Origin of the sequence: Moraxella tetraodonis, assembly GCF_022359095.1 — a bacterium.
Classification (GTDB): Bacteria; Pseudomonadota; Gammaproteobacteria; order Pseudomonadales; family Moraxellaceae; genus Faucicola; species Faucicola tetraodonis.
The window spans coordinates 408,957-424,011 of the sequence record NZ_JACSYB010000001.1; the positions used below are offsets into that span (position 1 = coordinate 408,957).

Annotated in this window: 14 protein-coding genes; 11 read left to right on the forward strand and 3 right to left on the reverse strand. The window is 44.7% G+C overall.

The window, feature by feature from the left end; translation table 11 throughout:
- Positions 1-53 precede the first annotated feature (53 nt).
- The 4 genes from H9W84_RS01840 (at position 54) to H9W84_RS01855 (ending at position 5,181) form a co-directional block, all read left to right on the forward strand.
- Positions 54-968 (forward strand): TatD family hydrolase, encoded by a 915-nt coding sequence (locus H9W84_RS01840; protein WP_239741457.1) that lies wholly within the window; start codon positions 54-56, stop codon positions 966-968.
- Between the two features lie 20 nt (positions 969-988).
- Positions 989-1,789: a tRNA threonylcarbamoyladenosine dehydratase gene (locus H9W84_RS01845; RefSeq protein WP_420846641.1), complete on the forward strand. Its 801-nt coding sequence runs from the start codon at positions 989-991 to the stop codon at positions 1,787-1,789.
- A 45-nt stretch (positions 1,790-1,834) separates the two neighbouring features.
- The gene (locus tag H9W84_RS01850) at positions 1,835-3,502 is read left to right on the forward strand and encodes a GAF domain-containing hybrid sensor histidine kinase/response regulator (protein WP_239741458.1); all 1,668 of its coding nucleotides are present in this window, start codon (positions 1,835-1,837) and stop codon (positions 3,500-3,502) included.
- 170 nt (positions 3,503-3,672) lie between these two features.
- On the forward strand, positions 3,673-5,181 hold the full coding sequence (locus H9W84_RS01855; RefSeq protein ID WP_099833439.1) for a cation:proton antiporter: 1,509 nt from the start codon (positions 3,673-3,675) through the stop codon (positions 5,179-5,181).
- A gap of 57 nt (positions 5,182-5,238) precedes the next feature.
- Here the strand turns inward: H9W84_RS01855 and H9W84_RS01860 are convergent, their stop codons facing one another.
- Entirely contained in the window at positions 5,239-6,417 is a 1,179-nt protein-coding gene (locus H9W84_RS01860) for an iron-containing alcohol dehydrogenase (protein ID WP_239741459.1), read from the reverse strand.
- A 394-nt stretch (positions 6,418-6,811) separates the two neighbouring features.
- On the opposite strand from H9W84_RS01860, the gene nemA reads away from it, so the two are divergent.
- Positions 6,812-7,936: an N-ethylmaleimide reductase gene (nemA, locus tag H9W84_RS01865; RefSeq protein ID WP_239741460.1), complete on the forward strand. Its 1,125-nt coding sequence runs from the start codon at positions 6,812-6,814 to the stop codon at positions 7,934-7,936.
- A gap of 195 nt (positions 7,937-8,131) precedes the next feature.
- Here the strand turns inward: nemA and H9W84_RS01870 are convergent, their stop codons facing one another.
- Positions 8,132-9,043 carry a LysO family transporter gene (locus H9W84_RS01870; RefSeq protein WP_239741461.1) on the reverse strand — a complete coding sequence of 304 codons (912 nt, stop codon included), beginning with the start codon at positions 9,041-9,043 and terminating at the stop codon, positions 8,132-8,134.
- A gap of 274 nt (positions 9,044-9,317) precedes the next feature.
- Here H9W84_RS01870 and H9W84_RS01875 point away from each other — a divergent pair, with 274 nt between their 5' ends.
- The 6 genes from H9W84_RS01875 (at position 9,318) to H9W84_RS01900 (ending at position 14,551) form a co-directional block, all read left to right on the forward strand.
- Complete coding sequence (locus tag H9W84_RS01875; protein WP_050325434.1) at positions 9,318-10,391, forward strand: DUF475 domain-containing protein; 1,074 nt, start codon at positions 9,318-9,320, stop codon at positions 10,389-10,391.
- 330 nt (positions 10,392-10,721) lie between these two features.
- Complete coding sequence (locus H9W84_RS01880; RefSeq protein ID WP_239741462.1) at positions 10,722-11,297, forward strand: TerD family protein; 576 nt, start codon at positions 10,722-10,724, stop codon at positions 11,295-11,297.
- Between the two features lie 185 nt (positions 11,298-11,482).
- Positions 11,483-12,235 (forward strand): TIGR00266 family protein, encoded by a 753-nt coding sequence (locus tag H9W84_RS01885; protein WP_100270627.1) that lies wholly within the window; start codon positions 11,483-11,485, stop codon positions 12,233-12,235.
- A gap of 79 nt (positions 12,236-12,314) precedes the next feature.
- Positions 12,315-12,923 carry a TerD family protein gene (locus H9W84_RS01890; protein WP_007115781.1) on the forward strand — a complete coding sequence of 203 codons (609 nt, stop codon included), beginning with the start codon at positions 12,315-12,317 and terminating at the stop codon, positions 12,921-12,923.
- 264 nt (positions 12,924-13,187) lie between these two features.
- Positions 13,188-14,279, forward strand: coding sequence for a hypothetical protein (locus H9W84_RS01895; protein ID WP_239741463.1), 1,092 nt, complete (start codon positions 13,188-13,190; stop codon positions 14,277-14,279).
- Entirely contained in the window at positions 14,276-14,551 is a 276-nt protein-coding gene (locus H9W84_RS01900; RefSeq protein WP_050325438.1) for an RnfH family protein, read from the forward strand. Before H9W84_RS01895 ends, H9W84_RS01900 begins: the two co-directional genes overlap by 4 nt.
- 85 nt (positions 14,552-14,636) lie before the next feature.
- Here H9W84_RS01900 and H9W84_RS01905 read toward each other — a convergent pair whose 3' ends face one another.
- Positions 14,637-15,020 (reverse strand): outer membrane protein assembly factor BamE, encoded by a 384-nt coding sequence (locus H9W84_RS01905; protein WP_007115778.1) that lies wholly within the window; start codon positions 15,018-15,020, stop codon positions 14,637-14,639.
- Positions 15,021-15,055 lie beyond the last annotated feature (35 nt).

Sequence of the window (15,055 nt, forward strand, 5' to 3'; positions counted from 1 at the left end):
CGTGCCATACAGCCAGTTAAACGGCATTGTCAAACCACAGTATTTAAAATGATATGACTATATTAAATGATACGGCTTGCTCGTTTGATTTGCCATTAATTGATACGCATACCCATTTTGATGTGGATAGCTTCGATCATGACCGTGAAATCCAATCCCAATTGGCATGGGATAATGGCGTTCATCATCTGGTTTTGATAGGCTTTTTAGCAAAGTATTTTGCACAAATGGTGGCGTGCCAACAGCAAATGCAAGGTTATGGGCAGCAAGGCAAAGCCACACCTTTGGCGCATTTAGCTTTTGGGTTGCATCCTTTTTATATCACTGAGCATAAAGACAGCGATTTGCAGCGGCTAGAGCAGTTTATTCAGCAATATTCTCCCATTGCGATTGGGGAAATCGGGCTTGATACTTTTACTGCGCCGATGAAAACTGCGGAGAATTACGCTAGGCAGCAAGATTTTTTTGCTCAGCAACTTGAATTGGCAAAACAATACCAACTGCCTGCGCTGCTACATATTCGCCGCGCGCATGGCGATGTGATTAAGATGTTAAAAGCACAAAAATTCACCCAAGGCGGGATTGCCCATAGCTTTAGTGGTGGCATCCAAGAAGCCAAAGCGTTGGTTAATCTGGGCTTTAAAATCGGCATCACCGGGCAAGTGACCAATCCGAATGCCAAAAAACTGCGCCATACCCTTACAGAACTTGTCAAAATTGTCGGGCTTGATGCTATTGTGATTGAGACGGACTGCCCAGACTTTACGCCGCTACCCTGTCATGGGACGCACGGCAGGCGCAATGTACCTGCCAATCTGCCGTACGTACTGGCAGCGTTATCAGACTTATTAAAAAAAGATCAATCACGGCTCGCCGAACAGTTGTGGCAAAATAGCTGCGCTGCGCTGCAAGTCAGCTGGGAGTATCCTATCCCAAACAAATTGAATATAAACCCTGACCAAGACTAAGATTAAGATTAAGATAAACCATGACAATGACAGCTGAGATGACGCCTGATATGACATTAACTGACGCGCAATACCAACGCCGTTTTGCAGGCACCCAAAAATTGTATGGTGCTGCGCAATTTAGTAAGTTTGAGAATCTGCATGCGTACGTGGTGGGCGTGGGTGGGGTGGGCTCGTGGGCAACTGAGGGGCTGGCTCGTACAGGTGTGGGCGAGATGACATTAATTGACATGGATGTGCTAGTAGCCTCCAATGTCAATCGACAATTACCCGCTACCGATAGCAATTTTGGTAAAAGCAAAATTGAAGCCATGGCAGAACGTATCAAAGAAATCAATCCCCATATCAAATTACATTTGATTGACGATTTTTTGAGCAAAGATAACGTACAATTATTAATACCTAATCGTGCTTTGCAATCACAGCTTAAACAGTCAGGTAAACAGCTTGTGGTATTAGATTGTGTCGATGATATGAATGCCAAGCTTGCGCTTGCGCTGCATTGCCGATTCAATAAATTAAAGTTAATTATGGCGGGCGGGGCAGGTGGCAAGACGGATCCGACCCAAATTCAGGTGGCAGATCTTAAGGATACTTACCAAGATCCGCTACTGGCTAAAGTCAGACAGCGACTTCGTCAAGATTATGGCATCAATCGTGCGATGAAAGAAAAATTCGGTATTCGTTGTGTGTTTTCATCACAGCCGCCGATTGTTGATAAGTCTTGTCAAGCAGGTGGTTTGCATTGTGGCGGCTATGGATCGGCCGTTGCAGTGACCTCAGTTGTGGGGATGATGTTGGTTGCTGAAGCGTTAAAATAACCTCAGCGTTTAAATTTTATCACGTAGTAGGAAGCTGTTAACGAGATGATATCATATCCTATAGCAAGCAATGAAAAACAGCGTCTAGCGGTATTGGATGAATACCATATTATCCGAACAAATAAAGAATGCGAATTTGAGCGTATTAGCGCTTTGGCTAAGGCGTTTTTTGGTACTAAGATTGTCGCTATTACTTTTTTGGATGCTGATATCCAGTTTTTTAAGTCAAGAATTGGTCTAAAAGAACCTTCAACCAGCCGTGATGTTGCTTTTTGCAATTACACTATTACACAAAATGACACCTTCGTCACCCTTGATACTCACCAAGATACCCGATTTAAAAACAATCCTTTGGTCACCGGTTACCCATATATTCGGTTTTATGCTGGCGCGCCCATCGTGGTTCACGATAGTCAAGGTAGGGAATTTGCTTTGGGCGCGCTGTGTGTGATTGACGATCAGCCGCATCAAGATTTTGACGCCCATCAACAACGCGTGTTAGCAGATTTGGCGGCGATGGTGAGTGATACCTTAAAATTACGTCAGCAGCGTTACCAAGCTGAACGCGCCGATGAGGTAAAGACCGCATTTTTGGCCAATATGAGCCATGAAATTCGCACGCCGATGAATGGTATCATGGGTATGCTTGAATTACTTGAGCAGACACCGCTTGATAAGCAGCAGCAACACTATATCAAATCGATTAAATCGTCCAATGAGCATCTGCTTACCATCGTCAACGACATTTTGGATTTATCCAAAGTAGAATCAGGTAAGATACGTTTTGAGAGTATCCCCGTTGATTTAGCCCAGCTATGCCAAGACGTGTATCAATGCTTTTTAGCCACTGCGCAAGAAAACAGCGTGGAACTCGTACTCGACTACCCTGACAACTTGCCCAAATATGTCAACACCGATCCTGTGCGCCTGCGACAGATTTTAATCAATCTAGTCAATAACGCCATCAAATTTACCCCAAAACAGGGTAAAGTGACCATTCAAGCCATGAAGGGCTGTGATAAGCACCAAATCAAATTCAATGTGATTGATACAGGTGTTGGTATCAAGCCTAAATCATTGGCAGTGATTTTTGATGCGTATAATCAAGCTGATAAGTTTACTCATCGTGTATATGGTGGTACAGGGCTAGGGCTATCTGTGTGCAAAGCGTTGGCAGAAGGGATGGGTGGTACGATTAAGGTAACCAGTGAAAAAAATAAAGGCGCAACCTTTACCCTAACTTTACCAATGATAGCAACCGATGAAATCAGCTATCAGCAGTGGCACCAACGTCATGATGAAACCGCAATACAACCGCGAGAACATCTACCTGCCCATATTCTACTAGCAGAAGACAATGAGCTAAATGCCATGGTCGCGGTCAAAAGCCTAAAAAAATATGGCTATGAAGTCACCCGAGCCAAAGATGGGCTTGAAGCCGTCAATTTTTATAAAGCTGACCCTAGCAAATATCACATCATTTTGATGGATCATCAAATGCCCATCATGGATGGGGTGGAAGCCACCAAGATGCTCAAACAGTCGTTCAATCAGTTGCCGCCTATTATTGCAGTGACGGCACACGCCATGCATGGGGACAAAGAAGTATATCTTAATGCGGGTATGCAAGATTACTGTACCAAGCCCTATAAGCCTGAAGCGCTTGATGTGATGATTCAGCGCTGGCTGCATCATGTCGCCAACACGGTTTAAGAGATATTAATCACAAAATTTGCTTGCATTTGCGCAAACAATTGCTTACGGTAAAACCCTACCACAGTTTGTAGTAGGGTTTTATTTTTGTTGAAGTATTTTTGCTTTGTCACGGCTAAAAATGGCTTTGGCGACAGTGTTTTATAGAATTAAGAGCTAAAAAAACGCCTATGGGAAATTTTATTTTTTTACAAATTTTGGCAGCTGTCTGTGCTTTGTCCATCATTACCACGCTATTTAACAAGCGGATTTTGGACTTCCCACAAGCCATTGGGGTGCCTATTGTGTCAGCGGTACTGGTTTTTATTTTGCAGTGGAGTGCAAGCCTGCTCAATGGCAACGAGTTTATTACCATCAATATCACCAGTATCCAAAATGCGGTGCGTGATATCGATTTTTACGATTTTTTAATCAATGGGGTGATTTGTTTTATTTTGACGGCATCGGCGCTGACGTTTAAGGTGTCCGATCTCAAAAACTATTGGAAACCAATTGGGATTTTGGCAAGTATCGCATTGGCACTATGTGCGCTGTTTTTTGCAAGCCTTATGTTTGGCTTTCAGTGGCTTATAGGGGCAAGTATTCCGTTTGCGGTATTGTTGTTACTGGGTGCAGCACTGGGCGCGACTGACCCGATTGGCATCAAAGGCGTGCTTAGCTCTATCAAAGCGCCGCGCCATCTGATGATTAAGCTAGAAGGCGAGTCGCTGTTCAATGATGCGGTGTGTATTGCGCTATTTATGACTATTTTGCATGGTCTGCAAGGTAATGGCTTTAGCATCGTGACCACAGTAGAAGTGTTGTTGTATGAAATCGTGGTCGCCGGGATTATTGGTTGGTTTTTTGGGCAGATGACGCTGCGTATTTTAAGCGGTAAACACGAGATGGAATCACTGATTTTGACCACAGCATTTTTGGCGTGTGGGTCGTATTTAGTAGCATTGTATGCGCATGCTTCCGCGCCCATTGCTTGTGTGGTCGGGGGCTTGATTGTTGGTAACCGTTGGCACCAGATTTTAGAAGAAAGGGAAATCACCTATGTGAATCACTTTTGGCACGCCATTGAGGGGATTATCAATTCATTCTTATTCACCCTTATCGGTCTGGAGCTATTTATTTTAGAGCTGAACACCTCGTTGATTTTGGGCGGTGTGGTGGCATTTATTTGTCTGCATTTATCCCGTTTTTTGGCAAATTTTGCGTCTTTTAGCCTTCTATCCGATGTCCGAAAAACCAGTTATAACGGCAGTTTGACGATTTTGTCATGGGGCGGGGTACGCGGGGCGATTTCTTTGGCGTTGATTTTATCAGTTTCTAACGTCCCAGAATTGCAGCCTTATAGCAGCTTTTTGGTAGGTTATACCTTTATCGTGGTATTGATGTCGGGCGTGGTATGTGGTCTTGGGCTACCTGCGGTGATGAATGCGTTTTATCATAACCCTAACGAACCCACGACAGGTTTTGCAGGGTGGTATCAAAGGCTAGTTAAACGCTTTAATCGCAAAGGCTACCAGTATGTGCTCAGCGAGGATGAGCAGGGTAACGAAGTCATTACCCGTTATCAGCCGCCGCCTGTGGTGATTCAAGAGACACCTAGTAGTGTCGGTATGGCGTTGCCACTGCCAAAAGTGATTGATAAAGATGGGCATGATGAATTGGCCCATCCCAATGGTTTTTAACTGTTGGTATAAAAAAACCTAGCAAATCGCTAGGTCTTTTTTTATAGCGTTAGATGATTAGATGACTGCGCGCAAAATCCGCTCAGACACTGCCAAATCATTGCTACGATGTTCACCAAGTTTGACCATATTATGTTCTTCTAATTGGCTTAAAATTGGCGCAATTGCAGACGCATCGAGGTCAGCATCTGACAATCTCACTGGTAAGCCAAGCTCGCGGAAGAAGTTTTCGGTGTTAACAATCGCTTGTTCGATTTTATCCGCATCGCTACCTTCAGTGATATGCCAAACGTTTTTGGCGTACTGTAGCAGCTTGTCTTTTTTGCTATCCTTGAGCTCACGCATCACTCCAGGCAACACAATGGTCAAGGTGCGGGCGTGGTCAATGCCGTGTAGGGACGTGAGTTCATGCCCAATCATATGGGTGGTCCAGTCTTGTGGTACGCCAGTGCCAATGAGACCATTGAGAGCCATTGTCGCTGTCCACATGATGTTTTTACGCGTTTCCATGTCGTTAGGGTTGGCTTTAACGGCACGGCCTTCTTCAATCAAGATTTTGAGCAGACTTTCAGAGAAACTATCTTGGACTTTGGCATTGACTGGGTAAGTCAGATACTGCTCCATCACATGCACAAACGCATCGCCTACACCATTCATCACTTGACGCTCAGGTAGCGTTAAGGTTTTGGCAGGGTCAAGAATCGAAAACTGCGGGAATACTAGCGGATTACCAAAAGGCAATTTGGCATGACGCTCACTATGATTGATAACGCCGCCTGAATTCATCTCTGAACCTGTTGCAGGAATAGTCAATACAGTACCGAGCGGTAGCGCATTTTGAATATCACGGGTATATCCTTTTAATGCTTCCCACGCTTTTTCATGGTCTTTGTCGTCATCTAAGGTGGCAGTCAATGCAACAAATTTGGTGCCATCCAGTACTGAACCACCACCGACAGCGAGCAAAAAATCAATGTTGTTGGCATGTACCATATCGACGGCTTTCATCAAGGTATTAAATTCTGGATTTGGCTCAATACCGCCAAATTCAAAGATTTCACGCTGTTTACCTTGTAGCGCGGTTTTCACCTCATCGAGTGTGCCGGTTTTTTTGGCAGAGCTACCACCATAGGTGATAAGTACGCGGGCATTATCAGGGACAAGATTGGCGAGTTCTTTGATTTGACCTTCGCCAAATACGATACGCACAGGGTTGTAATATTGGAAATTATTCATGCCGATCCTTAAGAATTTGTTATTGTTAATACATTGCCACTTGTAAAAATGCACCATGGCACTTATTAAGTAAACGTTACGCTCAAACACAGCGCTATCATAGAATAAAATAGTGAAAGCAATTGCAATAATTTGTCTAAAACTCGCAAAAGCTTTTTAAAAACAAATGATTTTTAAAACAAATGCTTGCTAAAACGTAGTCTTTGCTCAAGCTTCTAACAGCAGATTAACCTGTGAAAATTACGCTGTGACGAAGTTTGATAGCAACGTATATAGGTCTAAAATCCTTATAAACAAGGATGCTGCAACAATTTTTTTATCAAGTTTGTCATGACGTGAAACTAGCAGCGTCCAATAACTCAACGAAAGATGAATCAACAATCACGAGGAATGTATGTCTTACTCCGCTCTTCTATCACCGATTAACGTGGGCGCGATGCGCTTGCCAAACCGCGTCTTTATGGCGCCATTGACCCGTCTGCGTAGTGCTGATTTACCTAATGGAACAAAAAATATTGGTGGCTTGCCAACGCCACTCATGGCAACCTATTATACCCAGCGCGCTAGCAGTGGTTTGATTATCACAGAAGCCACTGATATCTCAGCCGATGCCAAAGGCTACGCAGGTGCGCCCGGTGTTTTTAGTGACGCACAAATTGCAGGCTGGAAAATGATTGCTGATAGCGTACACCAAGCAGGCGGTCATATCGCTATGCAGCTATGGCACACGGGGCTAGTATCGCATTATAGCTTACGCCCACAAGGTCAGCCGCCTGTATCAGCATCGACCGTGGATTTGGGTGATGCGGTACGCACCTCGTTAAAAGATGACGAAGGCAAAGTATACCGTGTGACTGCCACGCCAGCGCGTGAGATGACCACCGCAGAAATCAAACAAACCGTCGATGATTTTGCCAGCGCCGCGCGTAATGCGATTGAAGCGGGCATGGATGTTATTGAAATCCACGGTGCACACGGCTATTTGATTCATCAATTCTTGTATGAGAGCGTCAACCAACGCAGCGATGAATACGGTGGTAGCTTAGAGAACCGTATGCGCTTTTTGACAGAAATTTTAACCGCAGTCACTAACGCCATTGGCAGTGATAAAGTGGGTATCCGTATCTCGCCACTGGGTCAATTCAATGGTGTGGATGCCGGTAGCGAAGACGATGCGTTAGCAATCATCAAACTGATTGATAGCTTTAACCTAGCCTATTTACATATTTCTGAGCCAGACTGGGCAGGTGGAAAACCCTTTACGGCAGAATTCCGTCGTCAAATTCGTGATACTTATCACGGCGTGCTTATCGGTGCAGGTGGCTATACCGCAGAAAAAGCAGACACGCTAATTCGTGATGGCTTAATTGATGCGGTCGCATTTGGTCGCAGTTATATCGCAAATCCAGATTTGGTTGAGCGTTTTCACCAAAATGCGCCGCTTAATCAACCAAACCCCGCCACTTTTTATGGTGGTGATCAAGAAGGCTATACCGATTATCCTGCGTTAGCCCAATAATCGTACTAGCAAAAATAATCGTATTAGCGAATATAAAAACCCCGATCGTGTGATGACATGAGCGGGGTTTTTTATGGTGAGTGAAAAACAAACAAATTTTTTTACTGAACTTATCATGAAAGGTCTGCATTATGTGACAGTACGCAGCCCATATGGCGACCAACAAGTTGAGTTTTGCGCGTATTGATTGTGTGATTAGCCAAAACTTGAAAATACCACCATCAACACCGGTGAGATGATATTGACCAAAAATCCAAAGCTCATCGCAAGCGGTACCACTTCATTCCCCCCTGAGCTTTGGATGACCGGTAAGGTAAAATCCATGGTGGTCACCCCGCCCAAACCCACCGCCGTGGTGGGGTATTTGCCAATCAGCATAGGGATAAACAGTAGCGCCATAAATTCACGCAATAAATCATTGAGCAATGCCACACTCCCCCAAACTGCGCCATACGCATCAGTCATGATAATTCCCGACAACGAATACCAGCCATAGCCAGAAGATAGCGCTAAGCCTTGGGTGAATGTCACATCAGGCATTATCAATGCGTACAGTAAACCACCGACTGCCACACTCAGACAAAAAATCACACAGGCTTGTACGCCGCGTTTATTGACCAATACCTGCCGTAACGTCATCCCCGAATGCGACAACTGAAAACCCACCAATAAAATCAGCAAAATCAACAAGCCCTTGATGATGCCATCAATCGGCAAATCCGTTATTGGCAATAATTTGCCCAGTACAAAACCCAACACCACACAGCACAACTGAACGAGGCTTCCTGTGATGCTAAAACTTGCTTGGCTATGCTCATGGGGAAGGGTACGTTGCCAAGGATGCAGCCTGTCAAACATCAGCAAACTGATAAAACCTGCACCTAGGGTACAAATCGCCAATACCGCCACATTGGTGCCAATAAACCCAATCTGTGCGCCTAAGTCAGGAATCTGCGACAACGAGAGACCAATAAAGGTTAAAATCACAAACACCAAGTTAGTCAGCAGCTTGTCTACCAGTGGCATGAATCGTTGCGGTAATGGTAGCAAAAACCCGACCACCAAAGGGGTAAGAATCAGAACAAGGGTGATAAAGTTTTCTAACATACCGCGACGCTTCCAAACAGGGTTTAAACACAGGCTAATCGCAATATTTTGCAGTTAGCACTTGGTTTAAAAAATTAAAAGTGGCTATTGTACCCATAAATGCATCAAGTTGGCGAATATTTGCCATAATGCGTGGTTTAAGCGTGCAATCAATTGTTTGGTAACACATTTGTAGTATGATTGAACAAATAGTTGTGTAAGATAGGCACATCCAATCATCTTACGCGTTAGATGACTTTATTAGCCGTTAATTTTTTCAATTTGTAGGATTGTTATGAGACATTTTTATTTTGATATTGTCTTTACCACGATTGCGCTGGCAATTGCAGCGTGGTGGGGTTTTTCACATGGTGGTGTTGGCACTATGATGTCGGCGCTGTTTGTCACGCTGATTTTGGCAGTGATGGAGATTTCGCTGTCGTTTGATAATGCGGTGGTCAATGCCTCGGTACTCAAAACCTGGGATAAGTTTTGGAAAATGATTTTCTTAACTGTGGGTATACTCATCGCGGTATTTGGTATGCGTCTGGTATTCCCGATTGTCATCGTCGCAGTGACTGCCGATATGGGCATGATGGATGTCATCAATATGGCGCTCAACAACCCGAAAGAATACTCTGCCAAACTGATGGAGCATCATGCAGAGATTGCCGCATTTGGTGGGATGTTCTTGTTGCTCGTCTTTTTAAACTTCATCTTTGATGAAAAAGAAGTGATGTGGTTTGAATGGTTAGAGCGTAAATTGGCACGATTTGGCAAGGTCGATGCCATGAGCGTGTTTGTGGCATTGGTACTACTAATGACCGCTTTATACTGGGTGGAAGACGCCAAAAAATCGGTGGTGTTAACCGCAGGGGTATTTGGTATTTTGATTTATCTAGCCACCAATGTGTTATCAAGCCTGTTAGAAGGGGCGAGTGATGATGATGAATCAACCCCCGATGTGATTGAAGGCAAAGAAGTAGCGGGCGCGATTGCCAAAGGCGGTATCGCAGGCTTTTTATACCTTGAAGTACTCGATGCATCGTTTAGTTTTGATGGGGTGATTGGCGCGTTTGCCATTACCAATGACGTGATTATCATCATGCTAGGCCTTGCCATTGGTGCGATGTTTGTGCGCTCCATGACCATTTTCTTGGTAGAAAAAGGCACGCTCGATGAGTTTGTTTATCTAGAGCATGGTGCGCATTATGCGATTGGCGCGTTGGCGGTCATCATGCTATTGGCAACTGTGCATATCGAAGTGCCAGAAATCGTGACGGGTTTGATTGGGATTGCCTTTATCGTATGGGCAGTGATTAACTCTATCAGCTACCGTAAGCGCCAAGCAGCCTTGGCTAAACACTAAAAGATGCTAAAAAGACTGGGGCTCATGCGTAACCGTAGCGGTATGTAGGATGCTGACTTGAGCTTAATATCCCTTAAGCTTTTGACACATAAATATAACAGCTTAATGTAGCCGAATGGTGGACAAATTCTATCACCAAAGGTATAGTTAAAACGTGGGTTTCGGCTCACGTTTTGTTTTTTTAGGCGATTTTTTATGGTGTTTGAGCCTTTTATTTTGGGCGCGCTTTTGTTCTAGGCACTTGTAGTCTGAGCGTGAAAGGTGCAGCGCACGACAAAGGACATCGATTTTCTTATTTGATTTCAAAAATTTATTACAAAGGATAAAACAATGGCAATTAGCTTAACCAAAGGTGGTAATGTTAATTTATCAAAAGAAGCACCGAATTTAACCAACATGGCCGTTGGTCTAGGCTGGAACCCACGTGCCACTGACGGACAAGCCTTTGACTTAGACGCGGTCGCGTTTTTGGTCAATGAATCGGGTAAAGTACGGGCAGATACAGATTTTATTTTCTTTAACAACCTAAAATCATCTGATGGTTCGGTAGAGCATACCGGTGATAACCGCACCGGTGAAGGCGATGGCGATGATGAAGTCATCAAAGTAGATTTGACTAAAGTCCCAGCCGATGTGAGCAAAGTGGTATTTTGTGCGGTGATTTATGATGGTCAAGCGCGTAACCAAAACTTTGGTCAAGTAGCAAACGCTTATATTCGTGTGGTGAATACCCAAGGCGACGCTGAAGTGGCTCGTTATGATTTGTCAGAAGACAGCAGCACTGAGACAGCGATGATTTTTGGTGAGCTTTATAAGAACAATGGCGAGTGGAAATTCCGCGCGGTTGGACAAGGTTTTGCTGGCGGTTTAGGGCCATTGGCTGCGTCATATGGCGTTGCTGTTTAGTTTTTTGGCTAAAATTTTTTAACATTTTTTTAACAATGGGGTGGCATCGGCTTGCCCCTTTTTTTCAACATAACCATTTTTTCAGCCTGAGCGCTTTTTTGAGCCTAAGCGCTTTTTCAAACTTAGCTACTTTTATCATCATTTTTGCCACCTAGTTTATAAGGTTTATAAGGATACATTAATTTATGGCAGCGACGTTTAGTATGATTGGGACGATTGAGCCATTTTTGCATTGTAATCTCAAAAAAGGCGATTCGATTTATTGCGAATCTAATGCCATGGTCATGATGGAGTCAAATCTTGAGCTCAAAGGTCAGATGCGTGGCGGCATCATGCAAGCTTTGATGCGCCGATTTGCCAATGACGAGTCGATTTTTCAGCAGCAAATTGAAGCGGTAAATGGTGAGGGTGACTGCTTACTCGCGCCCACACTTGATGGTGATATGCAAATCTTAGACGTCGGTGCCAATCAGTATACGCTTAGTGACGGTGCTTTTGTGGCAGCAACCAATGGCGTTGATTTGCGTGCCAATATCCAGCGCAATTTAGGCGGCGCTGTATTTGGGGATACGGGTGGCTTTATGGTCATGCAAACGCAAGGCCAAGGTCAGCTCGTGGTATCGGGGTTTGGTTCTTTGTTTGAGATTGATATCACGCCTGATAAAGATGTGATTATTGATAACGGTCACGTGGTATGCTGGGATAGCCGATTGCAATACAGCCTGTCAATGGCAACCAGCCAGAAAAAAGGCTTTTTGGGCAATATCATCAATTCAGTCACGAGCGGCGAAGGCATGGTACTCAAGTTCTCAGGTCAAGGCAAAGTAGTGATTTGCTCGCGCAACCGTGATACCTACCAAGGCTGGATTCAAAGTTTACTGGGGTCAAACTCAGGCGGACGCGGTGGCAATGAAGGTATTTTGGGCGGTTTGTTATAGTCAGTTTGTGCTAAACCGTTATTAACCTGTTAAAACATAGCTAGATAGAATAGTAAAAACATAAAATAAGGAAACCAACATGGCAGTGAATTTATCGAAAGGTCAAAAAATCTCGTTAGAAAAAGAAGCAGGTGGCGCACTCAGCCAAATCAAAATGGGTCTGGGTTGGGATGTCGGTGCTGCGCCGCAAAAATCAGGTGGATTTTTGGGTGGCTTGTTCGGCGGTGGCGGCAGTGCAGGCGGCAGCATTGACTTGGATGCGTCGTGTATCATGCTTGATGCCAACAAACAAATGGTGGATGCGATTTGGTTTGGACAACTGCAGTCAAAAGACAGTAGTATACAACACACAGGCGACAACCGCACCGGTGCTGGCGATGGTGATGACGAAGTGATTAATGTCAATTTATCTCGTATCCCTGACCATGTGCAAGCCTTGGTTTTTACTGTCAATAGCTTTACGGGTCAAACTTTTGCTACGGTCAATAATGCGTTTTGTCGTTTGGTGAATGCCAGCAATAATAGTGAAGTTGCCCGTTATGATTTGTCAGCCCAAGGCAGTCATACTGCGCTGATTTTGGCAAAAATTTATCGCCATAACGGTGAGTGGAAAATGCATGCCATTGGTGAAACCGCGTCAGGTCGTACCTTTCATGATTTGATGCCTGCGATTTTACCGCATGTGTAACTGCGCTTTTTAATCTGAAGCTATAAAGAAAGCCCTGTGATACGCAGGGTTTTTTATTTTGACTACTATTTTTGATAAGTTTGTGTGGATTTTGCGTTGGTGGGTTTTGCATACGGTGTGGGTTTGCTAAAATAGCGGCGATTTAGTTTTGCACTGTTGAATTTTACAGTCATTTTTTTAAAATCACTTTCTTAAAATCACTTTAGCGAAGCGAATCAAATAATTTTGTGACAATAAACCACCGCTACAAAGGAATCCAACACCATGCCATTTAATCGTTTACAGCCGATTTTGATAGCAAGCTTGCTGCCGCTGCTGGTTTTTACTTGGTTTAGCCGTGACTACATTGGGCAGATTGATTTTTGGTTGTTGTGGCTGGTGGCGATGACCTTGGTCGGGTTGCCATTGGTGTTTGCAGAAATTGGTTTGGCGCATCGTAGTGGTACGTCGCCGCTGGTCGGTTTGCCCGTACTGACCCGTGAAGCTGACGTGTCAACGGTTTGGCGCGGGTTTGGTTGGTTGACTATTGTGTTGTTGCTGGCGGTTGTGGGGCATTTACTGGCGAGTAGTGGCGAGATTATCCATCCGCTGGTGAGCAATATTGCTCTGCCTGCCTTGTTAGCCATCATGGTGCTGATAGTGATTGGTTTGAGTTTTATCAAGCATTTGGCAGGTTGGTTGGCGGTCGGTTTTGCCGTTGCCGCGTTGGTTGTCAATGTCATGCAGGGTGGGTTTGTGGCGTGGCAGGTGACAGCGACGTCCTTGACGGAGTGGGCAGGGGCGGTAGTGTTGGCGCTAGTCTGTGTGGGCGCAGGTACGGGATTATACTGGCATGCGCGCACCCACCAAATGCTCACGATGAGCAATACGGCGACAGATCAAGCACGCGAATCCGCGAGTCGTTATGTGTTACCTGTGTGGAGTTTTCAGTTATTAGTGGGTGCGCTGATTGCCATGACTTTATCGCCAAACAGCACGATGGCGGCAGTGCTGAATGCATTGGCAATGCTGGCAGGGGCGGCTTATTTACTGCATATCTTGACCCATCAAGTGTCATTACGTTGGCAACAACAGCAATTTAATTTTTTGGCATTGGTGGTATTGGCAGTGCTTAGTCTTGCGCTAGCCATGGTACCAACTGCTTGGCTCAATCAGCTGATTATCGTGATAAGTTTAGTCACGGCGGTATGGCTAGCCGTATTTGCAGGCTGGCAAATGAAAATCAGCCATTTGCGCAAATCATTGAATTTTAGCTCAGAAGGCTTATATAACCTTTGGCGCATTGCGGTGCGTATTATTGTGCCATTGGCGGTGATTTTGGCGATGGTGGGGTGGGTGCTAGGATTGGCAAAATGATTACTGTAGATATAGCCTTTGCGCCCGATAGCCAAACACAATTGCGGTTAACCCTGCAACTTGCCGATAATAGCCGGGTGATTGATGCAGTCAATGCCACAGGCTGGCAACAGCAGTATCCGCAGATTTTTAGCTATAGTGTCGGTGTGTTTTCCCATAAACTAGACTGGCAAAGTGCTATCAACACAGGCGATAGAATCGAAATCTATCGCCCTTTGACCATCGACCCGCAAAACAAACGCAAATTACTGTCTAAAAAATTCAACCGATAAGGGCGTGACCCGGTATTATTGTGTAGTGCATAAAAAAAGCCAATCATTGCCGTGATGCTGTGATTGGCTTTTTAGTCAAAAAAGCTTACTGAGTCACCGCTGGGCGCTCAATACTGGTGACAATACCATTTTGGTCAAAATAAATTTTGGCGTATTGTTGGGCGTTATGAATCGCTGGCTTGTTGGCGCGTTTGGCGTTAGTACCTGGGGTAAAATCGTACAGATAATCCCAACGTACCGGATTTAGGGTGTCTCTAAAGGTTGGGCTACCTAGTATATACAGCACTTGATTGGCATTCATACCTACTTGCACTTGGCTTAATTTGTCTTCATGAATCGGCTTGCCTTGTGGGATATCGATTTTGTACACGCTAAACCATGAGCAACCTGGTAATACGCTGACGCTGCTAATTACGGCAACCAAAGGCAGGACTGCCAGTTTTTTTGATAGTGTTGTGATAGATGTCATTTGTCAAACCGCTTTGAGATGGTGAACGATAAAAT

Bases quoted from the DNA above. Each gene is read 5' to 3' on its own strand.
- H9W84_RS01840 (WP_239741457.1), top strand. From the start codon at position 54: ATGACTATATTAAATGATACGGCTTGCTCGTTTGATTTGCCATTAATT.
- H9W84_RS01845 (WP_420846641.1), top strand. From the start codon at position 989: ATGACAATGACAGCTGAGATGACGCCTGATATGACATTAACTGACGCG.
- H9W84_RS01850 (WP_239741458.1), top strand. From the start codon at position 1,835: ATGATATCATATCCTATAGCAAGCAATGAAAAACAGCGTCTAGCGGTA.
- H9W84_RS01855 (WP_099833439.1), top strand. From the start codon at position 3,673: ATGGGAAATTTTATTTTTTTACAAATTTTGGCAGCTGTCTGTGCTTTG.
- H9W84_RS01860 (WP_239741459.1), bottom strand. From the start codon at position 6,417: ATGAATAATTTCCAATATTACAACCCTGTGCGTATCGTATTTGGCGAA.
- nemA (WP_239741460.1), top strand. From the start codon at position 6,812: ATGTCTTACTCCGCTCTTCTATCACCGATTAACGTGGGCGCGATGCGC.
- H9W84_RS01870 (WP_239741461.1), bottom strand. From the start codon at position 9,043: ATGTTAGAAAACTTTATCACCCTTGTTCTGATTCTTACCCCTTTGGTG.
- H9W84_RS01875 (WP_050325434.1), top strand. From the start codon at position 9,318: ATGAGACATTTTTATTTTGATATTGTCTTTACCACGATTGCGCTGGCA.
- H9W84_RS01880 (WP_239741462.1), top strand. From the start codon at position 10,722: ATGGCAATTAGCTTAACCAAAGGTGGTAATGTTAATTTATCAAAAGAA.
- H9W84_RS01885 (WP_100270627.1), top strand. From the start codon at position 11,483: ATGGCAGCGACGTTTAGTATGATTGGGACGATTGAGCCATTTTTGCAT.
- H9W84_RS01890 (WP_007115781.1), top strand. From the start codon at position 12,315: ATGGCAGTGAATTTATCGAAAGGTCAAAAAATCTCGTTAGAAAAAGAA.
- H9W84_RS01895 (WP_239741463.1), top strand. From the start codon at position 13,188: ATGCCATTTAATCGTTTACAGCCGATTTTGATAGCAAGCTTGCTGCCG.
- H9W84_RS01900 (WP_050325438.1), top strand. From the start codon at position 14,276: ATGATTACTGTAGATATAGCCTTTGCGCCCGATAGCCAAACACAATTG.
- H9W84_RS01905 (WP_007115778.1), bottom strand. From the start codon at position 15,020: ATGACATCTATCACAACACTATCAAAAAAACTGGCAGTCCTGCCTTTG.